Genomic DNA, 20,033 nt, shown 5'->3' with positions numbered 1-20,033 from the left:
TTTGCAGCTTATTTTTTGCCTTCCGCTTTTTTCTTTTGCGGCGGCATCATGTCATAGGTATGATTTCTGCCCAGAGTATAGGCCGAACGAATCAGCTTCTTTTCGCTTTCTGTCAGTTCCCGGTTCAATTCCGCCATAAAATGTTGAAAGAGCGCCTTTTTGTCTGTGCGGACGCGTTTGGGTTTCTTTGCCAGCATAACCAGAGGCTGAAAAATTTCCGGTACAACTGTTTCCGGGTGTACAATGCGGAAAATTTCCGCCGTATACCTGGCATCACAAAGAGCGTCATGAAAGGGGATATTCATTTCGATTCCCAGCTCACTGACTGCGTTTTTCAAGCCAATGGAACGTCCCGCTTCATGATTCAGATATTTAGACGCAAAGGGCTGGATATTCAGATACTGGTCTGTCAGTGCGTCGCTGTCCAGGTGATAATAGAGGATATTTCGAAATAAAGACTTAATATCGTCCGGCCCCCAGGTACACAGAACAGCATCTTCCTTGCCGATAAAATCCAGAAAATCCTGATACGCCTGGGCAAAGGTGCCTTTATCCTTTAAATCACTTTCTTTGATGCCGGTAATCCGTTCCACAAAGGGGTGAATACGGGGATAGATGGTAGGTTTAATCATTACGTTAAACTCTCCCACAGGCGTATAGCTCTCATCCAGCTTGACAGCGCCGATCTGAATGATCTCAAAAGGACATTCCGCCACGGGTTCTGTTTTTTTCCCGGTTTTAAAAGGGAAGGACTGGTTAAATTCCAAATCTAATATGATATACTGCATCAGAAGCCTCCTTCTGGAATGTGATGTCGCGTTGAATTCTTGTTTGCCTTAGACATTATATCATGGTTCTTGCCAATCAGAAAGTGAAATTTGCTTGTATATCGAAAAAGCCAATGGTAAAATCAAATAAGAACATGATTTTTGGGGGAGGTGTTTTTGTGGAGCATATTTTTACGCCGGAAGAAAGAGCGGAGGAGCTCAATAAGATCTATCTGGAAGAGGATGATCTGCTAATGGAGGCCGATACTCTGCGCGGCGAAAAAGGTCATTATATCTTGCAGGGGATCGCAACCATCGAGGGAGAACGTTATCATGATTTTGAGATAGAATTCCAGCTGGAAGCGGAGCCTGTGGCGGAAGATCCCAAGGAAGTGCTGAACGCGGCCTGGGATTGGTATGATTTTGTATTATAAAAAAGAGGAGGAAACAGAAATGAAAAACTTTGGTTATTATATGCCTGTACGTACATTTTATGGCACAGACTGTGTGAAAGCACATCAGGATGTTCTGGCACAGTTTGGGAAAAAAGCTCTGATTGTTACCGGCCGTCATTCCGCAAAGGCCAACGGCGCACAGGCGGATATCACATCCGCTCTGGAGGCGGTAGGCTGCAGCTGGGTGCTTTTTGACCAGGTAGGAGAAAATCCCGATCTGGAAACGGTTGTAGCGGCCGGCAAACTGGCTCAGGAAGAACAGGTGGATTTCGTCATTGGGATCGGCGGCGGTTCTCCTATGGACGCGGCAAAAGCCATTTCTGTTCTGGCGGCAAATCCTGGTGCGCCTTCCGATATTCTTTTCAATGACCCGAAGGCGAAAACACTGCCTGTTGTAGAAATCCCTACCACCGCCGGCACAGGCTCTGAGGTAACACAGTACGCTATTATTACACTCCACGAAAAACGTACAAAAAACGGTATTGTGCAGCCGCTGTTCGCTTCCGTTTCCTTCCTTGATCCTAAATACATGGATGTATTATCTGAAAAAGTTACCAATAATACAGCCGTAGACGCTATGAGCCATCTGGTGGAAAGCTATCTGAATACGGCGGCCAGCCAGCTGAGCAAAGAAATGGCTAAAATTGGTTTGAGCTACTGGAAAGAATGTATTCCCGCTTTGAAAGCCAGAACCTACACAGCGGAAACAAGAGAAAAACTGATGATGGCTTCTGCCATTGGCGGCATGGTCATCGCGCAGACAAGCACCTCCATTCCCCATGGACTGGGCTACTTCCTGACTTATGAAAAAGGGATTCCTCACGGCCGTGCCAATGGGATGCTGATGCAGGCATATCTGGAACTGTTTGATAAAGAGGACGAAAACGTAAAAGCGGTTCTGGATTGTCTCGGTCTGGCTTCCACAGAGGAAATGGGCCAGCTGATGAAAGATGTTTTAGATTGTCCTGAAACTTTTACTGCGGAAGATCTGGCGTACTATACCAAACGCGCTCTGGAAACGCCCCAGAAACTGCTGACTTTCCCCTGCTACAAACTGGATGAAAAAGATGTACTTTCCGTTTACGAAAAAAGTCTGCTGTAATCGGAATGAAGTATGGAAAGGAGGCAGGCCATGACGCCTTTGATGAAAATACAGCCCTTTATACAGGCCTATGTGCAGGCCATCGCCTCCATTCTGGAATCAGACGTTACAGTAGTGGATAACGAACTGATCCGTGTGGCGGGTACGGGAGACTATCTGGCTGAGATTGGCAGTACCGTTTCTCACGGAAATTTCTTCCAGAAGGTTTTGTCCACAGGCGAGTATGGCATCATCCGCAACGTAGCGGAGGACCCCAACTGTGTAGGCTGTGAAAAAAGAAGCTATTGCCGGGAACTGGCGAATCTGGCTTATCCCATTTTTCAGGAGCAGACCGTTGTCGGTGTGATCTCCATTATTGCCTTTCAGGAGGAGCAGAGGGAAAATCTGCTGAAAAATACGGCAAAACTGGAAGAATTTTTAAAGTATATGAGTGTACTGCTGGAAAGCAAGCTTTATACAGATCAGGCCAAAAGCCGTCTGGAGGAACAACTGAAGGTGGTTCATACGGCGGAAAAAGCATGGTCCTTTGTAGGAAAAAGCCCTAAAATGCAGGAGGCGCTGCGGATCGGCAGAAAAGTAGCCAAATCGGATTCTACGGTATTTCTGCGGGGAGAAAGCGGGACAGGCAAGGAGATCATGGCAAAGATGATCCATAATCTTAGCGATCGGCACGATAAGCTGATGATTTCCATTAACTGTGCCGCTATTCCGGAAAATCTGGTGGAAAGCGAACTGTTCGGATATGAAGAGGGGGCATTTACAGGCGCCAGAAAACATGGTTCCATCGGGAAATTTGAGCTGGCGGACAAAAGCACCATTTTTCTGGACGAGATCGGAGATATGCCTCTGCATGTGCAGACAAAGCTGCTTCGTGTTCTCCAGGAAAAACAGGTGGAACGGATCGGCGGCAGAAAGCCTATTCCCATTGACATCCGTGTCATCTGCGCCACAAATAAAAATATTGAGCAGATGGTAGCAGAGGGAACTTTCCGAGAGGATCTTTACTACCGCTTGAACATTATCCCTATCGAGCTGCCTCCGTTACGGATGCGCAAAGAAGACCTTCCTCCGCTTATCGACCATTATATCGCTTACTATAACCAAAAGCTGGGAAAAAATATTACCGGTGTTTCCACACAGGCCCTGCAAACGCTCATGAGCTACGACTGGCCGGGCAACGTACGGGAGCTGAAAAATATTGTGGAATATCTGGCCAATATTGTGGAGAATAATATCATCGAGCTTTCCGATTTACCGGACCACATCGTCCTGCGCTCTCGAAAGGGATTTTCCAACTGGTCTCTGGACGAAATACTGGGGGATTACGAAAAAAGAGTGCTTTCCAGTCTGATCAAGCCCTCCGCAACACTAGAGGAAAAAAATGCTCTGGCGGAAACGCTGCAGATCAGCCGGGCGACATTATACCGGAAACTAAAAAAATACAGTCTTCTTTAGTTCTCAAAAATAAGAAGCGTTTTCAAAAATGAGAATTTTGTATGTTCCATTTTTCCGCTTGCTGCATCAACCTGATTTTTTCCAAAAAACAAGTGTTTTTGAGGCAAAGAATGAAAAAAAGTGAATACACTTCAATTTATTTTATAAATCGAGTGATTTCCACAAAAATATTTCTCAAATTTGAAAAATAATACAGAAAAAAACAGCCGAAACCGGCTGTTTTTTGTTTGGCACGTTTCTTGCTCTTTATATAGGCAAATCTATGGAAAGAACAAACGAGGAGGAATGTTTTTATGGATATCAAAAAAGCGTTAGAAGCAATCAAAGGTGAAATGCAGCCCAGCATGGGTTGTACTGAACCCGTAGCCATCGGTCTGACCGTTTCCAGAGCATGTGAGCTGCTGGAAAAACCCGCGACACATCTGGATATGGTTATCAGCTCTAACATTTTTAAAAATGCTTACAGCGTACAGATTCCCAACACAGGCACAAATGGGATTGAACTGTCCTGCGTTCTGGGCTGCTTGCTGAGCAAACCCGGCAATACCATGGAAATTTTTGCCGATATCAAACCCGAACACGTTACCAAAGGAGAAGAACTGGTAGAGCAGGGATTTGTTACCGTAAAGGTACTGAAAAGCAGCCAGTTCTATATTGAATGTGTTGCTACAAACGCCACAGAAAAAGCTCATGTCATCACAGAAGATGCTCATGACAATATGGTATTCGCAGAAAAAGACGGCGTTGTAAAACTGGACAAACGTGTAAAAGTAGAAGCTGCAGAATCTCATGGAGATTTTGATATTACAGAATACACCTTCGCAGATTTTCTGAAAGCGGCAAATGAAGTAGATGTAAAAGATCTGGACTTCATCAAGGAAGGTATCGAAATGAATCTGGCCATCGCAGCACGTGGTCTGGAAAAGAAATATGCCATCGGTGTTGGTCCTTGCCTGAAGAAAATGGTGGATGCTGGCAAGCTTTCCAATGATATGGTAACAGATATAAAACTGACCACAGCGGCAGCCTGCGACTTCCGCATGAGCGGCGGCAACGGCTCCGTTATGACATATCTGGGTAGCGGCAATCAGGGTCTGGAAACGATGCTTCCTTCCGCAGTAGCAGCAAAACATCTGGGCGTTTCCGAAGAAACACTTCTTCGTGCGGAACTGCTCGGCATGCTCTGTATTATGTACATGAAGAAACACGTAGGCAGACTTTCTCCTATCTGCGGCGCTACACTGGCTGGTTCCGGCTCTGCTGCCGCGATTACTTACATGATGGGCGGCAATCTGGAACAGATCTGCGGCGCGGTACAGAATATGATGGGCGGCGTTGCCGGTATCTTCTGTGATGGCGCGAAAGGCGGATGCGCTCTGAAACTTTCTATCTGTGCAGGTGAGGCTGTATACGCAGCACTTTACGCTATGGACAACAGCATTATTCAGGCAACAGACGGCATCAACTCCACAGCTGTGGAAGATACAGTAAAAAACCTGACAAAACTGTCTCATGAAGGTCTGGATGAAGTTGATATGAAGGTAATCGAAATCATGCAGACAAAGAAATAAGCTCATTGATATTTTTTTCTACATATTTTTCCTGAAACGGCAGGCGAACCATCTGGATCGCCTGCCGTTTTTTGGAAGCAGCAGTTTCATACAATCTTAGGAAATTTTCATAGTGTATTGGAAAGAAATATGGTATACTTATGTTTACAGAGAAAATTTGAAAGATTGAAACGGAGGTTTCCTGATGAAATTTTTACATAAAAAAATATTCGCGGCCGCATTGGCGGGCGTTATGCTCCTGTCAATTCCTCAGGCGGCTTTTGCCTACACTGTGCCCAGCGTCATTCGTGTGGGACTGGAATCTGTATGCAAAAACGCTGCTTCATCCACCATTGGAGACAGAGAAATTCTGGTGGGCACCATGAAAAATGATCGTTTTTATGAAGCAGGTTCTATTACATCCACCGGCAGCTTCACTGTAAAACCCATAAAAGAGGAAGTAATCCTTCTGGATCTGCGTGAGTATCAGGACGAGGCGGAAAATCTGGCGGACAGTCTCGTAAAGATGGGGCTGGATGCGGTTCCCGCTTATCTGGGGGATGAGGATTGGTCTGTTTATGTCAGAAACGCCTCTTTGTCTGAAGTGGAATCTGCCAGCAGAGAGGATGCGGAGCGGATTTCCGGCTTCACCGGCTATCTTTTGAGCAGTACCAAAGAAGATTATCTTCTGGTTCCGGCGGATTCTGATTTCGCTTTTGCCGGACTGGGCGCGGATGATACCTTCTCTATCCAGGGAAAACGCTATCGTGGATATTTGACCTTTGTGGGCAACGGCACCACAATGACAGCAGTCAATATCGTTGGTCTTGAGGAATATCTGTACGGTGTTGTGCCGGCGGAAATGCCTTCTTCTTATGAGGAGGAAGCACTGAAAGCACAGGCTCTTGCGGCCAGAACATACGCCATGACAAAATTGGGTGCCCATACAGGCAGCGGGTATCAGCTTTGTGATACAACAGCCTGCCAGGTATATAAAGGTTACAGCACAGAAACAGCAAAGACCAACGCGGTGGTAGATGAAACGGCGGGGGAAATCATCTGCTATAATGGCAGTCCCATCGAGGCGGTATTTTCTGCTTCTACCGGCGGATATACGGAAAACAGTGAAAATGTATGGTATAACGTGGTACCGTATCTTCGTGCTGTGCCCGAACTGGGAGAATATGGGAATAATTCATGGACATTAACGCTGACACTGGAACAGCTGAACAGCCTTCTTCAGTCGAAAGGAGAAAATATTGGTTCTGCCAGAGATATCAAGATTACAAAATTGTCAACGGGAGGACGCATACAGGAACTTCAGATCGTTGGTACAAAAGGAACCGTTACATTGACAAAAGAAAATATCCGGACTTATTTTTCCTCTGCCTGCGGCAGTCTGCCCGGCAAAATGTTTACCATTAACGGCAAAGGCGGAGAAATCGGCGTTTATGGTACTGCATCCTCTACGGGAACAGTCAGCGGCACAACATCAAAATCCGGTCTTGCCGGCGCTATGGCTTCCGGCGGCATTACACTTGTCACAGAAGGAACATTGTCTGATCTGAATGGGAAAAATCTCTCTGTAAAAGGCAGCGGCACATCTTCTTCCGCTTCCACATCCAATGGGGATTATCAGGTTTATTCCGTAGATATCAGCACCATCAACAGCAAAGATACCTTTGTTTTTGAAGGCATAGGTAAAGGACATGGTGTCGGCCTGAGCCAGAACGGTGCTCAGTACATGGCACAGCAGGGATATAGCTATCAGGATATTTTGAAACATTACTATACAGGTGTAACCATCGAGGGATAACAATGGATTGGAAAGAATATCTGCTGTCCTGCCACGGCTGGCAGGACAGCGACGGCAATCGCGTCTGCTTCTTCCCGGAGAATTTGGCAGGAGAACGCTCGGCAGAGGGCATCTGGCTTTTTCTGGACGAAGGGCTGCGCTGCGGCGGCAGAAGTATCTGCGTTTCCTCTATGGAAGAGGTTGCGCAGGCGCTTCTGGGATGCGGCAAAAAAGAGCTTTGGGAAGCAGTACGCACACAGTGGGAAAGGGAGGAAAAGAATGTATTCTGAACGACTGACGGAACAGCAGATCCGTGAGATTATGGATCTGATCTCAGATGACGGCAAAGTTGAGATCATACAGGTTCGTGCCTATGATTCTGGCTTTGACGACTGCGTGAATTTTTCTAAAATCCCGGAGGTCAAAGCAAGATTCCAGGAAACAGAAGAGACCTATCGGCTGCACGATTATCGCATTGAAGGATTTCATCGGGCAGGAGCAGGGTCCGAGTACATTTACCGCAAGAAAATGTATGAATACTTTGGTGACGAATATGCCATCCGGTTTCTGCTGGAACACTAAAAAGGGGGAGGAAGATCTATGTTTGTAAAACGACTGCGTGACGATCAGATCACAGGCATCATACAGGCGGTATCCGACCCGGATGCGGAAGTAACGGATATCCGCAGACCATATACAGATCCGGAGGTAACAGCGGTTTCTCAGGATATGGAGGAACACTATGTGCTGCACGATTATGACATCGAGGGTTTTGAATTTCTGCCTGACGATGCCACCTATATCTATCGCAAAAAAATGCTGGAATATTTTGGCATTGACTATGCGCTGAATTATTTATTAAGAAAATGAGGAAATAACATGAAAACAAGTGATTTTTATTATGATTTGCCGGAAGAGCTCATCGCGCAGGAACCCCTGGCGGACAGAGCCTCTTCCCGTTTGATGGTGGTGCACAAAGACACGGAAATGCTGGAGCACCGCCATTTTCGTGATATCAAGGAATATCTGCGGCCCGGCGACTGCCTGATTATCAATAACACCAGAGTACTGCCTGCAAGACTGTATGGGGAGCGGGTAGGGACCGGCGCGCATATTGAAGTGCTTCTTCTGGTACGAAAGGATATCCATACATGGGAAGTATTGGTTCGACCCGGGAAAAAAGCCAGACCCGGCGACCGGATCTCCTTCGGCGACGGAAAGCTGGTGGCGGAAGTCCTGGAAACCATTGAAGGCGGAAACCGTATCATCCGTTTCGAATACGAAGGCGTATTTGAATCCATTCTGGACGAACTGGGAGAAATGCCTTTGCCTCCCTATATTACTCATAAGCTGGAGGATAAAGAGCGTTATCAGACAGTTTACGCCAAACATGACGGCTCCGCGGCGGCACCAACAGCCGGTCTGCATTTTACACCGGAATTATTGGAGGAAATCAAACAAATGGGTGTGGAAATCGCCCATGTCACCCTTCATGTAGGATTAGGAACCTTCCGTCCCGTAAAGGCAGATGATATTCTGGATCATGAAATGCACTCTGAATATTACGTAGTAGAAGAAGATCAGGCGCAGATCATGAACCGTACCAGAGCCAACGGCGGCAGACTGATTGCCGTGGGAACTACCAGTACCCGGACGCTGGAATCCGTTACGGATGAAAAAGGAATCGTTCACGCCGGCAGCGGCTGGACAAAGATTTTTATTTATCCCGGCTACCAGTTTAAAGCCATTGACTGTCTGATTACAAACTTCCATCTGCCGGAATCAACATTGATAATGCTGGTTTCCGCTCTTATGGGAAAAGACCTTGTTATGCGCGCCTACAAGGAAGCGGTAAAAGAAAGATATCGTTTCTTCTCCTTTGGGGACGCCTGCCTTTTCCTGACAAAGTAAAAGAGGTGAGTTCTACATGGACTTATTTGAATATAACAGAGCAAAAAAAGCGGCTTCCGACGCACCTCTGGCTGCCAGAATGCGGCCGGTCACTCTGGACGAATTTGTCGGCCAGCAGCATATTATAGGGAAGGATCGGCTGCTTTATCGTGCTATCCAGGGAGACCGGCTTGGCTCCCTGATCTTCTATGGTCCTCCGGGAACAGGAAAGACCACACTGGCCAGAATCATCGCCAATACGACAAAAAGCGAATTTGTGCAGATCAACGCCACCACAGCTGGAATTAAGGATATTAAAGACACAGTTGCCGATGCCAAAGACCGTCTCGGGATGTATGGAAAACGCACCATTTTATTTATCGACGAGATCCACCGTTTCAACAAAACACAGCAGGATACCCTCCTGCCGCATGTAGAAGACGGTACTCTGATTCTTATTGGGGCTACAACGGAAAATCCTTACTTTGAAGTAAATCGAGCGCTGGTTTCCCGTTCCGTCATTTTCGCTCTGGAGCCCTTAAAACAGGCGGATATCCGTATCCTTCTGGAGCGAGCTATTCAGGATAAGGAAAAGGGTATGGGAACATACAATGCGCATATTACAGATGAGGCTATTGACTTTTTGGCGGACACGGCCAACGGAGATGCCAGAACGGCTTTAAACGCGTTGGAACTGGCTGTTTTGACTACGGAACCTGGAACAGACGGAAGGATTTTTATTGATCTGCATACGGCGGAAGACTGTATTCAGCGCAGAGCCTTGCAGTATGATAAGGATGGGGATAATCACTATGATACCATTTCCGCTTTTATCAAAAGCATGCGCGGATCAGACCCGGACGCGGCGCTTTATTATCTGGCGAAAATGATCTATGCGGGAGAAGATCCGAAATTTATTGCCCGCCGAGTAGTGATCTGCGCTTCTGAGGATGTAGGAAATGCCGATCCTCACGCTTTGCAGGTGGCCGTAGCAGCGGCGCAGGCAGTGCAGTTTGTAGGTATGCCGGAGGGCAGAATTCCGCTGGCGCAGGCAGTCAGCTATGTGGCCTGCGCACCGAAAAGCAACGCGGCTTATCTCGCCATTGACCGGGCATTGTCCGATGTACGAAACATACAGATCCAGGGCGTTCCGCCGCATTTGAGGGATGGGCATTACAGCGGCGCCAAGGAATTGGGAAACGCCACAGGCTATCTGTATGCGCATGATTTCCCTAACCATTATGTGAAGCAGCAGTATCTTCCCGATGAGCTGGTGGGTACGGTATATTATCAAATGACGGATAATGGCGTAGAACACCGAATGAAAGAGCATATGAAACGGTTGAAAGATCAAGCGGAAAGGAGAGATCGATCATGAAAAAAAAGGGATGGAAAGCCATCATTGGCGTAATTGTGATCGTTATTGTGATTGCTGCCGTATATCAGCTTTCGAAACCACAAAATTTCTCCAGGGATATGGAGCAGCTGCGGACACTGGCAGAAAGCGGATCGCAGGCTTATACGGTAGAAGCGGCTGATTCTGCCGGAAATAAATTTATATTGGAAGACAGCAGCAAAGATCAGCTGACAGCTCTCATTCTTTCAACGGTAACCGAAGGAGAAGGCGCTCCCCAGGAAATGCCGGAACTTCCTGCGCTGACTGTAAAGATCACAGGCGCGGATACCTCCTTTGAGGCAAAATTGACAGTATACGATCAGGGAGAGGCTACAAACGAGGGAATTCTTCAAACTACAAACGATACCTATGCCGTAGAGAACTGCGGAGAAGTATTTAATTATCTGGCCGAACTTGGGCTGTATACAGAACGGTAAATAGAAACAGACATAACATCACAACAGAATGTTATGTCTGTTTTTTGTATAAGGAGAAATCATCCGCGGCATACTGGAACCATAAGGGAGGTAGATGCTATGGATATTTATATCAAACCGTCGCAAAAAATTCAGATTGTACGAAATCGGCTGGTACTTCTGCGGGATGTGGCGGAGGTATATGCCGGAAAGGAAATTCAGCAGAAAATAGAAAGTCTGCCGGTATTCCAGATACAAAAAGACGAAGAAAAAAGATATCTTCTTTCTGTTCTGGAACTCATTCAAATCATTTCTTCCGCCTGTCCCGAAGCCACTGTTTCAAACCTGGGGGCGGAAGATATTCTGCTGGAATATCTCCCGGAGCCGAAAAAGGAACATCCGATCTTTGTTTTCGGCAAAGTGCTTTTTGTATGCGCGGTATTGTTCTGCGGCGCTGCAACAACGATCATGTGCTTTCATTCCGATACGCAGCTACCGCTGATTTTTCGGAATTATTACTACATGTTTTATGGCGAAAATCAGGACCTGCCCTTAATTTTGATTCTTCCGTATTCCGTCGGACTCCTCGCCGGAATTCTTCTCTTTTTTAATCATTTTTCCATTGCCGCAATTTCCAAAGACCCAACTCCTATCGAAGTAGAAATGACAACCTATGAAAACGAAACCGTCAACAGTCTCATTGAACAGCTGAGCAAGGAAAAGAAAAAGGAGAGCGGAAAATGAGGACATTTTTGTCTGTAATATTGGGCTTTTCCTCCGGCGCAATGGTTGCCGCGGGAACAGTGACCTTTCTGGCGGCCATCGGCATTGTTCCCAGAATGGCCCAGAGAACCAAAACGGAACGCTTTATCCCGCGGTATGAGGATGCTATGTTTTTGGGCGGCATTTTTGCCTGCCTGACCTTTTATCCACGCCTGCGGATTCCTTTGGGCAATTTTCTGACAGGGATTTATGGTTTGCTCTGCGGTATTTTTGTGGGCGTGCTTGCCGTCGCTCTGGCGGAAGTTTTAAACGTCATGCCTATTTTGATGCGGCGCACACGTCTGACCCAGGGTCTTCGCTGGCTTCTACTGGCCTTTGCTTTAGGAAAGGTAGCCGGAACCGTGCTGTATTTTTTTATAGACGGATTTTATATTTTGTAGCGCAGACGCCTTATTTCGTTATATAATAAAAACAATCATCAAAGAGGGGGAGTTTTTATGGAACGAGTATTGATAACCGGTGCATCCGGTGGTATTGGACGCACGTTGGCAGAAGGCTTTGCCAGAGCCGGATATTTTGTCATAGCAACTGACCTTAATCCGGCGGAATTTCATTCAAAACAAATCGTTTTTCTGCAAGCGGATTTGCAGAACGAAAGAGAGATTTCCACGCTGTATGAAAAGATACGAAAAATGTATGGACCAATCCATATTTTAATAAATAACGCCGCTATCAGCAAATTCCAAAAGCCTGTTTGGGAGATTTCCGCGGAAGAGTTTGATCGTGTGATCCATACCAATCTGCGGGGCAGCTTTTTATGTGCTAAGTATTTTATCGCGGCAAATCAAGGGGAAAGTTATGGCAGAATCATCAATTTTGCCTCAACCCGCTGGCACCAGAACGAGGCCCACTGGGAAGCCTACGGTGCGTCAAAAGGCGGTATCGTCTCTCTCACCAACAGCCTTTGTGTTTCGCTGATGGATACGCCGATTACAGTAAATGCCATCAGCCCCGGCTGGATTGAGACAGGAGACTATGATGCTTTGACAGAAGCGGATCATCGGCAGCATCCTTCCGGCAGAGTCGGAAAGCCGGAGGATGTTCTGCGTGTCTGTTTGTTCTTAGCGGCAAAGGAAAGTGACTTTATCAATGGAGCCAACATTCTGGTGGATGGCGGCATGACAAAACGGATGTTTTATGTGGAATAAAGGGGGCAGGGTATGAAAAGCGAAGAACGACGGCAAAAAATAAAAGAAATGCTGGAAAACAGTACCCAGCCCTTGAGCGGAAAAACGCTGGCGGATACCTTTGGCGTCACACGTCAGGTCATCGTAAAGGATATGGGCATCATCAAAGCAGAAGGAATGAAAATCATCCCTACCGCCAGAGGATATCTTTTGGAAAAAAATACAGATAATTTAAAAAAACGGGAGATTCAGGTCTGTCACAGCAAAGAAGAAATCGAAAAAGAATTGCAGATTATTGTAGATCTGGGTGGAAATATTCTTCAGACCCATGTCAACCATCCCATCTATGGAACTGTCGGCGAATCTCTGAATATCAAAAGCAGAAAAGACATCATGGACTTTCTGCATAAAACAGAAGAAACCGGCTGCATGCCGCTGTTAGAGCTGACAAAAGGGGTACATACCCATTTGATCGCCGCAGAGGAAGAAACTACACTGGATGAAATCTGCACCGCATTGAAAAAAACAGGGTTTCTTCTTTCCCAATGAAAACGGAAAAAGAACTTGCTTCCAATTCAAGAATATGATACGATATTTCCTGATGTAAATATATGTGTATATACAGTTTGCGTTAGGAGGTATTTTTTTGAAAGAAAAAACATTGCTGCAACGGCTGGTACACCGGTATCTGATCCAGGGACTGAACGGAATGGCTCTGGGGTTGTTCTGTACATTGATCGTTGGGCTGATTTTGAAACAGATCGGCGGATTGGTTGGCGGCGTAGCGGGAGATTTTATTCTGCTGATCGGAACGCTAGCAACATTCTGTACAGGGCCAGCCATTGGTGTCGGCATAGCCTATGTTATGGAAATGCCCAGAATGGTCGTTTTTTCTTCCGCAGTGACCGGATTTATCGGCGCCAACGCGGCGGCTGCGGCCAGCGGAACGCTCCTTCAGGAAAGCGGCGCCGTTTTATTGACCGGTTCCGGTGATCCCCTTGGGTCCTTTTTAGCTGTACTTGTCGGCGCAGAGCTGGGACATCTTGTTTCCGGCAAAACGAAAGTAGATATTATCGTAACGCCGGCGGTAACCATATTCGCCGGCGGTCTGGCCGGCATTATTTTAGGGCCGCCTCTGTCCGCGGGGATGCAGTGGCTGGGTAATGCCATCAATGTAGCTACACAGCTGCAGCCTTTTCTTATGGGTATCGTTATTTCCGTAGTCATGGGCATGGCCCTGACTCTGCCCATCAGTTCCGCGGCGCTTTCCATTATTCTGGGGCTGTCAGGGCTGCCTGCCGGAGCGGCAACCGTAGGATGTTCCGCTCAGATGATTGGCTTTGCTGTTGCCAGCTTACGGGAAAACAAATGGGACGGCCTTCTGGCTCAGGGCATCGGTACCTCCATGCTGCAGATTTCCAATATCGTAAAGAACCCCAAAATATGGATACCGCCTACACTGGCTTCCGCTATTCTTGGTCCTGTGGCCACGGTAGTATTTCATATGGAAAATAACCCCGCCGGCGGTGGTATGGGCACCAGCGGTCTTGTGGGACAAATCATGACATGGCAGACCATGGCGGCAGACCGGGGGGCGGGAGTGCTCCTGTTCCAGATTTTGCTGCTGCATTTTATACTGCCCGCTGTACTGACACTGATTTTTTCCGAATGGATGCGGAAAAAAGGATATATCAAATTCGGAGATATGAAACTGGATATTTTATAGAACGAAGAAAGGAAGTCCGAAAAGGACTTCCTTTCTTTTACAAAATTTAAGCAAAACAGAGTGAGCAAGTGCCGGATGCCATAACGCTCCCGGCAGACGTCCGCAACGAGCTTGCGTTCCTCTCCTGATTCTAGAGTATCCGTAAGCGAAAACCCTGTCAAGAATATTCTCACAAAAACGTCGAAAATCCTACATTCTTTTGGAAGTAGGATTTTCTTTAAAGGGGAGGGTATGTATTACTATGTCTTAACTGCTTTGCCCTTGCTTTGGACACTTATATCATATAATACTTGTGTGAATATCCTATGGAGAGAGTATGAACAATTTGTAAACATTTCCCGGAAAATCAAGGAATGATTTACTTTTTTGCGTACTGCGGATATAATGAAGCAAGAAAGGCGGGAAGCATATGTATCAAAAAGAAGAAATCAAGCAGTTTTTAAAAGAAAAAGGCGTTGAACATACCTGGTTCGACCACGCGCCTGTATATACCATTGAGGAAATGATGGCACTGGGTCTGGAAAAAGAAGAGGATATCGCGAAAAATCTTTTTCTGCGGGATGCAAAGGGAAAGCGTCATTTTCTGGTGGTGATCCGAGAAGACAAGCGGGCAGATCTAAAATCTCTTGGAGAAATGATCGGCGCTGGAAGACTGTCTTTTGCATCAGAGGAACGTCTGGAAAAATATCTTGGTCTTAAAAAGGGCTCTGTTACACCTCTGGGGATACTGAATGACGAAAATCGTGCAGTGGAAGTGATTTTTGATGAGGATTTCCGCACTGCCGGTACCATTGGCGTACATCCCAATGACAACACTGCCTCTGTTTTTCTCGCTTTTTCTGACCTGGAAAAGATCGTTCGGGAACACGGCAATGAGGTTCGTTTCCTTTCTCTGTAAAACAACTGCAAGAAACCATTGAGCAGTATCGCAAGATATGGTATAATTTGTTGATACGGCTTAACGGCAGTATAATCATAACAATAGGAAAGGAAATCACATGGAAAAACAGAGAACCGTTGCTATACCCGCAGAAGCGGAACTGGCAAGGCAGATGGAATATATCCGACAGATTCGTCAGCAAAACGACGAATATTTCAAAAAAACAGGAGAACAAAAGAAATTTTACAGTCTGGCAATGGGATGTCAGATGAACGCCCACGATAGCGAAAAGCTGGAAGGTATGCTGGATGAGATGGGCTATATCCGCACTGAAGAAGAAACGGATGCCGATTTTATCATATACAATACCTGCTGTGTCAGAGAAAACGCAGAACTGAAAGTATATGGTAAACTGGGATGGCTGAAACATTACAAAGAAAGCAAAAACCCAAACGCCATTGTGGCATTGTGCGGCTGCATGATGCAGCAGGATACAGTGCTGGAAACCATCCGGAAAAAATACCGTCACGTAGATCTGGTATTCGGCACATTCAACCTATACAAGCTGCCGGAACTGATTCTGGCAAGACAGGAAAGCGGCAGTACCATTTTTGACATCTGGCAGCAGCAGGAGGAGATCGTGGAGGATCTGCCCAGCATCCGTCATTTCCCTTATAAGGCTTCCGTAAACATCATGTTCGGCTGCAACAATTTCTGTTCCTACTGCATTGTACCTTATGTACGGGGACGTGAAAGAAGCAGAGAGCCGGAGGATATCCTTCAGGAAATCAGAGCTTTAGCAGCGGATGGTGTAAAAGAGGTCATGCTGCTGGGACAGAATGTAAATTCCTATGGCAAGACTTTGGAGCATCCTGTCTCTTTTGCCCAGCTGCTTCGTATGGTCAATGAGATCGACGGCATCGAAAGAATCCGTTTTATGACATCTCATCCTAAGGATATGTCCGATGAACTGATTCAGGCCATGAAGGAATGTGACAAGGTCTGCAAGAACCTCCATCTTCCCTTCCAGTCCGGCAGCACAGAAATTCTGCGCCGGATGAACCGGAAATACACCAAGGAAGATTATCTGGAACTGGTGCGGAAGGTGAAAGAGGCTATGCCGGGCATCACGCTCAGTACAGATATCATCGTTGGGTTCCCCGGAGAGACGGAGGAAGATTTCCAGGAAACACTGGATGTAATCCGGAAGGTGCGCTACTGCACAGCCTTTACCTTTATATATTCCAAACGTACCGGAACACCGGCTGCAACTATGGAAAATCAGGTACCGGAAGATGTGGTAAAAGATCGTTTCGATCGTATGCTGCATGTGCTTAACCCCATCGTGCATGAGGTAAGCGAGGAACAGGTCGGCAGAACCGTACTGGTGCTGGCAGAGGAAGTAAACAAGCAGGATGAGCATATTCTGACAGGACGTACCGAAGAAAACGGACTGGTGCATTTTGCCGGGGACAAGAGCCTTATCGGGCAGATGGTTCCCGTAAAAATTATAGAAAACAAAACATTTTATTTTATTGGAGAAAGGGTTTAAGGTGACAAACATGGCAAGTGTATACGAACTGGCAAGAACATTAGGAGAAGAACTGCAGAAAACACCTCAGGTAGAGGCTCTGCTGGCTGCAAAAAAGGCATATGAAGAAGATCCCGAAATTTCCAAGACCGTAGAAGAATACACAAAGCTTCACGAAGAATTTCAGGCTAAAATCCAGGCTGGCGGCATCTCTCCCGAAGAGCAGAAGAGATTTTCCGAAGAAATGAAAGCCAAGGGCGAAATGATTAAAAACAACAAGCTGGCTGCTGATCTGTATACCGCAGAAATGAATTTCAACAACTTCATGCAGTCTGTATTTAATATCATTACTGCAACTCTTTCCGGGGAAGACCCCGCTGAGGGCGGCTGCAGTCCTTCCGCCTGCGCATCCTGCGGCGGCGGCTGCCATTGATGAAGCAAAAGAGCGTATATCTGCCCGAACCTCTGACAAAACAGGGGTTCGGGTTTGCTGTAAAACGGAGAAAACACAGGAGGGAGACAGATGGCTAAAATAACGCCCATGATGCAGCAGTACTTTGCGATCAAAGAAAATTACAAGCATTGTCTGCTTTTTTTCCGTTTGGGAGATTTTTACGAAATGTTTTTTGAAGACGCCGTCATCGCCTCCAAGGAGCTGGAGATTACGCTGACAGGAAAAGACTGGGGGCAGGAAGAACGGGCCCCCATGTGCGGTGTCCCTTTCCACAGCGCCGACGGATATATCGCCCGGCTGGTGGAAAAGGGCTACAAAGTAGCGATCTGTGAGCAGGTGGAGGACCCGAAACTTGCCAAAGGGATTGTCAAACGGGACGTCATCCGTGTCATTACGCCGGGTACATTGTTAGACCAGAGTGTATTGGATGAATCAAAAAATAATTACATTATGGCGGTTTATGGGGAAAAAAGCGGCTATGGGCTGGCAGTCTGTGATGTTACCACAGGAGAATTCCAGACCACACAGTTTCCTACAATTCTGGCCGCCAGCAAAATACTGGATGAAATCGCCAGATTTTCTCCGGCGGAACTGATCTGCAACGAGGGCTTAAAGGAGCATCCTCTTGCGGAAGAAATTAAGAAACGTTTTCAAATTTATTTAAACGATATCGACGAGCGGATGTTTTCTCACCGCACGGCAAAAAAAACACTGGAGGATCATTTTCATGTGGCTTCTCTGGATGGATTTGGTCTGGAAAAGAAACCTCAGGCGATTTCCGCGGCGGGCGGGCTCATGTGGTATTTGCTGGAAACCCAGAAAAATGGACTGGAGCATATTTCTGCCGTAAAATATTATACCACAGGGGACTTCATGCCTTTGGATGTGGCCAGCAGACGAAATCTGGAGCTGACAGAGACCATGCGGGAGAAAAACAAACGTGGTTCTTTGCTGGGGGTACTGGATGAAACCAAAACGGCCATGGGTGCCCGTATGATGCGCAAATGGGTAGAGCAGCCTCTTTTGCAGGCTGAGGAAATCCGTAAGCGTCTGGATGGCGTAGAGGAACTGAAAAACGACCTTTTTCTGCGGGAAGAAATCAAGGATGTTCTGCGGACCATGTACGACTTTGAGCGTATTATGAGCCGTGTGGTATACCAGAATGCCAACGCCAGAGATCTGGCCATGCTGAAAAACTCTATCGCCAATTTACCTCTTTTGAAAAATATTCTGATGCGCTGCAAAAGCGGATGCCTCAGAGAGTTATATGAAAAACTGGACCCTCTGGAAAATATCCATGAACTGATCGAAAAAGCCATCGTAGAGGACCCTCCCTTTACCGTAAGGGAAGGCGGCATGATTAGGGAAGGCTATTGTGACGAATTGGATACCTACAGTCGGGCAAAAAAAGAAGGCACTTCCTGGATTCACCAGATGGAGGAAGAAGAACGGGAAAAAACAGGCATCAAAAATCTGAAAATCCGCTATAATAAAGTATTTGGCTACTATCTTGAGGTCACAAAATCCAATCTGGAGGATGTGCCGGACAATTACATCCGAAAACAGACGCTGGCTAACTGCGAACGGTTTATTACACCGGAATTAAATGATCTGGCGGAATTGATTTTAGGCTCCGAGGAAAAAATCGTTTCTCTGGAATATGACCTGTTTACGGAAATCAGAAACGCGGTAGCCGCGGAAGTGGAACGGATTCAATTCTGTGCCCATATCATTTCCGAACTGGATGTGCTTCAGTCTCTGGCGGAAGTCGCTTCTTCCAGAAACTATGTCAAGCCGGTGGTAGATGACGGAGATGTCATCGACATCAAAGGCGGGCGTCATCCCGTTGTGGAAAAGCTGATGGATGGACAGTTTATTCCCAATGACACTTATTTAGACAATGACGAGACCCGTCTGGCTATCATCACCGGCCCAAATATGGCAGGGAAATCTACCTATATGCGTCAGACGGCGCTGATTGTACTGATGGCGCAGATGGGTAGCTTTGTACCTGCTGACAGTGCTCATATCGGCATTGTGGACCGCATTTTTACCAGAGTCGGCGCCTCAGACGACCTAAGCGCGGGGCAGAGTACCTTTATGGTAGAAATGACGGAGGTTGCTAATATCCTCCATAACGCCACATCCAAAAGTCTGTTGATCCTGGATGAGATCGGCAGAGGAACCAGCACCTTTGATGGGCTGAGTATTGCCTGGGCTGTGCTGGAATATGTGGCAGACCCTAAAGTCATTGGTGCGAAAACATTATTTGCGACACATTATCATGAGCTTTCCGAATTGGAAGGAAAACTGGCCGGTGTAAAAAATTACTGTGTTGCCGTACAGGAACAGGGCGAAGACATTATTTTCCTTCGCAAAATCAAGCGTGGCGGCGCCGATCACAGCTATGGCGTACAAGTAGCCAGACTGGCAGGTCTGCCCAACAAGGTCATCAAGCGCAGCAACCAGATTCTAAAACAGCTGAACGCGGCAGACATTACCAAAAAAGCAAAACGGATTGCCGCGGAATCCAGGGAACAGGCGGAGGAAACGGCCCAGCAGGTAGATATGTTCCATCTGGAGGAAACGCAGATGCTGGAGGAAATCAAAAAGCTGGATATTATGGCCATGACGCCTATGGAGGCACTGCAAAAACTCTTTGACCTGCAAAAAAGAGCAAAGGGCATGTAACTTTGGAAGGGAGGA

21 protein-coding genes are annotated in these 20,033 nt (G+C 46.8%); 20 read left to right on the top strand and 1 reads right to left on the bottom strand.

Going from position 1 to position 20,033, the window contains the following annotated elements:
* Positions 1 to 8: 8 nt before the first annotated feature.
* On the bottom strand, positions 9 to 788 hold the full coding sequence (locus H9X84_RS02640) for a 3'-5' exonuclease (RefSeq protein WP_205132770.1): 780 nt from the start codon (positions 786 to 788) through the stop codon (positions 9 to 11).
* A gap of 158 nt (positions 789 to 946) precedes the next feature.
* On the opposite strand from H9X84_RS02640, the gene H9X84_RS02635 reads away from it, so the two are divergent.
* The 20 genes from H9X84_RS02635 to mutS all read left to right on the top strand — a co-directional run bounded on the left by H9X84_RS02635 (position 947) and on the right by mutS (position 20,018).
* Positions 947 to 1,201 (top strand): hypothetical protein, encoded by a 255-nt coding sequence (locus H9X84_RS02635; protein WP_205132769.1) that lies wholly within the window; start codon positions 947 to 949, stop codon positions 1,199 to 1,201.
* 19 nt (positions 1,202 to 1,220) lie between these two features.
* On the top strand, positions 1,221 to 2,324 hold the full coding sequence (locus tag H9X84_RS02630) for an iron-containing alcohol dehydrogenase family protein (protein ID WP_205132768.1): 1,104 nt from the start codon (positions 1,221 to 1,223) through the stop codon (positions 2,322 to 2,324).
* Between the two features lie 30 nt (positions 2,325 to 2,354).
* Positions 2,355 to 3,779 carry a sigma-54 interaction domain-containing protein gene (locus H9X84_RS02625; protein WP_205132767.1) on the top strand — a complete coding sequence of 475 codons (1,425 nt, stop codon included), beginning with the start codon at positions 2,355 to 2,357 and terminating at the stop codon, positions 3,777 to 3,779.
* 293 nt (positions 3,780 to 4,072) lie between these two features.
* Entirely contained in the window at positions 4,073 to 5,350 is a 1,278-nt protein-coding gene (locus H9X84_RS02620) for a serine dehydratase subunit alpha family protein (RefSeq protein WP_205132766.1), read from the top strand.
* Positions 5,351 to 5,534: 184 nt separating this feature from the next.
* Positions 5,535 to 7,145 carry a SpoIID/LytB domain-containing protein gene (locus H9X84_RS02615; RefSeq protein WP_205132765.1) on the top strand — a complete coding sequence of 537 codons (1,611 nt, stop codon included), beginning with the start codon at positions 5,535 to 5,537 and terminating at the stop codon, positions 7,143 to 7,145.
* A 2-nt stretch (positions 7,146 to 7,147) separates the two neighbouring features.
* Complete coding sequence (locus tag H9X84_RS02610; protein WP_205132764.1) at positions 7,148 to 7,414, top strand: hypothetical protein; 267 nt, start codon at positions 7,148 to 7,150, stop codon at positions 7,412 to 7,414.
* Positions 7,404 to 7,706, top strand: a complete 303-nt coding sequence (locus tag H9X84_RS02605; protein WP_205132763.1) for a hypothetical protein — start codon at positions 7,404 to 7,406, stop codon at positions 7,704 to 7,706. Before H9X84_RS02610 ends, H9X84_RS02605 begins: the two co-directional genes overlap by 11 nt.
* An 18-nt stretch (positions 7,707 to 7,724) precedes the next feature.
* The gene (locus H9X84_RS02600) at positions 7,725 to 7,994 is read left to right on the top strand and encodes a hypothetical protein (protein WP_205132762.1); all 270 of its coding nucleotides are present in this window, start codon (positions 7,725 to 7,727) and stop codon (positions 7,992 to 7,994) included.
* A 9-nt stretch (positions 7,995 to 8,003) separates the two neighbouring features.
* Positions 8,004 to 9,035 carry a tRNA preQ1(34) S-adenosylmethionine ribosyltransferase-isomerase QueA gene (gene queA / locus H9X84_RS02595; RefSeq protein WP_205132761.1) on the top strand — a complete coding sequence of 344 codons (1,032 nt, stop codon included), beginning with the start codon at positions 8,004 to 8,006 and terminating at the stop codon, positions 9,033 to 9,035.
* Between the two features lie 16 nt (positions 9,036 to 9,051).
* Entirely contained in the window at positions 9,052 to 10,392 is a 1,341-nt protein-coding gene (locus H9X84_RS02590) for a replication-associated recombination protein A (RefSeq protein ID WP_205132760.1), read from the top strand.
* Positions 10,389 to 10,847 carry a hypothetical protein gene (locus H9X84_RS02585; RefSeq protein WP_205132759.1) on the top strand — a complete coding sequence of 153 codons (459 nt, stop codon included), beginning with the start codon at positions 10,389 to 10,391 and terminating at the stop codon, positions 10,845 to 10,847. The genes H9X84_RS02590 and H9X84_RS02585 overlap by 4 nt, the downstream gene beginning before the upstream one ends.
* Positions 10,848 to 10,946: 99 nt before the next feature.
* Positions 10,947 to 11,570: a stage V sporulation protein AA gene (locus H9X84_RS02580; RefSeq protein WP_205132758.1), complete on the top strand. Its 624-nt coding sequence runs from the start codon at positions 10,947 to 10,949 to the stop codon at positions 11,568 to 11,570.
* Positions 11,567 to 11,989, top strand: coding sequence for a stage V sporulation protein AB (locus tag H9X84_RS02575; RefSeq protein WP_205132757.1), 423 nt, complete (start codon positions 11,567 to 11,569; stop codon positions 11,987 to 11,989). The genes H9X84_RS02580 and H9X84_RS02575 overlap by 4 nt, the downstream gene beginning before the upstream one ends.
* Positions 11,990 to 12,046: 57 nt before the next feature.
* Positions 12,047 to 12,757 (top strand): SDR family NAD(P)-dependent oxidoreductase, encoded by a 711-nt coding sequence (locus tag H9X84_RS02570; protein ID WP_205132756.1) that lies wholly within the window; start codon positions 12,047 to 12,049, stop codon positions 12,755 to 12,757.
* Positions 12,758 to 12,769: 12 nt separating this feature from the next.
* Entirely contained in the window at positions 12,770 to 13,285 is a 516-nt protein-coding gene (locus H9X84_RS02565) for a transcription repressor NadR (protein ID WP_205132755.1), read from the top strand.
* Between the two features lie 160 nt (positions 13,286 to 13,445).
* On the top strand, positions 13,446 to 14,462 hold the full coding sequence (locus tag H9X84_RS02560) for a PTS transporter subunit IIC (protein ID WP_205132831.1): 1,017 nt from the start codon (positions 13,446 to 13,448) through the stop codon (positions 14,460 to 14,462).
* A gap of 409 nt (positions 14,463 to 14,871) precedes the next feature.
* Positions 14,872 to 15,360: a prolyl-tRNA synthetase associated domain-containing protein gene (locus H9X84_RS02555; RefSeq protein WP_205132754.1), complete on the top strand. Its 489-nt coding sequence runs from the start codon at positions 14,872 to 14,874 to the stop codon at positions 15,358 to 15,360.
* A gap of 100 nt (positions 15,361 to 15,460) precedes the next feature.
* The gene (gene miaB / locus H9X84_RS02550) at positions 15,461 to 16,894 is read left to right on the top strand and encodes a tRNA (N6-isopentenyl adenosine(37)-C2)-methylthiotransferase MiaB (protein WP_205132753.1); all 1,434 of its coding nucleotides are present in this window, start codon (positions 15,461 to 15,463) and stop codon (positions 16,892 to 16,894) included.
* Positions 16,895 to 16,904: 10 nt separating this feature from the next.
* Positions 16,905 to 17,306 carry a YlbF family regulator gene (locus H9X84_RS02545; protein ID WP_205132752.1) on the top strand — a complete coding sequence of 134 codons (402 nt, stop codon included), beginning with the start codon at positions 16,905 to 16,907 and terminating at the stop codon, positions 17,304 to 17,306.
* 90 nt (positions 17,307 to 17,396) lie between these two features.
* Entirely contained in the window at positions 17,397 to 20,018 is a 2,622-nt protein-coding gene (gene mutS / locus H9X84_RS02540; protein ID WP_205132751.1) for a DNA mismatch repair protein MutS, read from the top strand.
* Positions 20,019 to 20,033: the final 15 nt, after the last annotated feature.

It is taken from the genome of Anaerotignum lactatifermentans, assembly GCF_016902535.1.
In the GTDB taxonomy this organism is placed as follows: Bacteria; Bacillota; Clostridia; order Lachnospirales; family Anaerotignaceae; genus Anaerotignum; species Anaerotignum lactatifermentans_A.
The sequence above is the reverse complement of the archived record's forward strand: the minus strand, read 5'-3'. Positions and strand labels throughout refer to the sequence as shown.

Coding starts and splice junctions, on each gene's coding strand:
- H9X84_RS02640 (WP_205132770.1), bottom strand. CDS start 788: ATGCAGTATATCATATTAGATTTGGAATTTAACCAGTCCTTCCCTTTT.
- H9X84_RS02630 (WP_205132768.1), top strand. CDS start 1,221: ATGAAAAACTTTGGTTATTATATGCCTGTACGTACATTTTATGGCACA.
- H9X84_RS02625 (WP_205132767.1), top strand. CDS start 2,355: ATGACGCCTTTGATGAAAATACAGCCCTTTATACAGGCCTATGTGCAG.
- H9X84_RS02620 (WP_205132766.1), top strand. CDS start 4,073: ATGGATATCAAAAAAGCGTTAGAAGCAATCAAAGGTGAAATGCAGCCC.
- H9X84_RS02615 (WP_205132765.1), top strand. CDS start 5,535: ATGAAATTTTTACATAAAAAAATATTCGCGGCCGCATTGGCGGGCGTT.
- H9X84_RS02610 (WP_205132764.1), top strand. CDS start 7,148: ATGGATTGGAAAGAATATCTGCTGTCCTGCCACGGCTGGCAGGACAGC.
- H9X84_RS02605 (WP_205132763.1), top strand. CDS start 7,404: ATGTATTCTGAACGACTGACGGAACAGCAGATCCGTGAGATTATGGAT.
- H9X84_RS02600 (WP_205132762.1), top strand. CDS start 7,725: ATGTTTGTAAAACGACTGCGTGACGATCAGATCACAGGCATCATACAG.
- queA (WP_205132761.1), top strand. CDS start 8,004: ATGAAAACAAGTGATTTTTATTATGATTTGCCGGAAGAGCTCATCGCG.
- H9X84_RS02590 (WP_205132760.1), top strand. CDS start 9,052: ATGGACTTATTTGAATATAACAGAGCAAAAAAAGCGGCTTCCGACGCA.
- H9X84_RS02585 (WP_205132759.1), top strand. CDS start 10,389: ATGAAAAAAAAGGGATGGAAAGCCATCATTGGCGTAATTGTGATCGTT.
- H9X84_RS02580 (WP_205132758.1), top strand. CDS start 10,947: ATGGATATTTATATCAAACCGTCGCAAAAAATTCAGATTGTACGAAAT.
- H9X84_RS02575 (WP_205132757.1), top strand. CDS start 11,567: ATGAGGACATTTTTGTCTGTAATATTGGGCTTTTCCTCCGGCGCAATG.
- H9X84_RS02570 (WP_205132756.1), top strand. CDS start 12,047: ATGGAACGAGTATTGATAACCGGTGCATCCGGTGGTATTGGACGCACG.
- H9X84_RS02565 (WP_205132755.1), top strand. CDS start 12,770: ATGAAAAGCGAAGAACGACGGCAAAAAATAAAAGAAATGCTGGAAAAC.
- H9X84_RS02560 (WP_205132831.1), top strand. CDS start 13,446: ATGGCTCTGGGGTTGTTCTGTACATTGATCGTTGGGCTGATTTTGAAA.
- H9X84_RS02555 (WP_205132754.1), top strand. CDS start 14,872: ATGTATCAAAAAGAAGAAATCAAGCAGTTTTTAAAAGAAAAAGGCGTT.
- miaB (WP_205132753.1), top strand. CDS start 15,461: ATGGAAAAACAGAGAACCGTTGCTATACCCGCAGAAGCGGAACTGGCA.
- H9X84_RS02545 (WP_205132752.1), top strand. CDS start 16,905: ATGGCAAGTGTATACGAACTGGCAAGAACATTAGGAGAAGAACTGCAG.
- mutS (WP_205132751.1), top strand. CDS start 17,397: ATGGCTAAAATAACGCCCATGATGCAGCAGTACTTTGCGATCAAAGAA.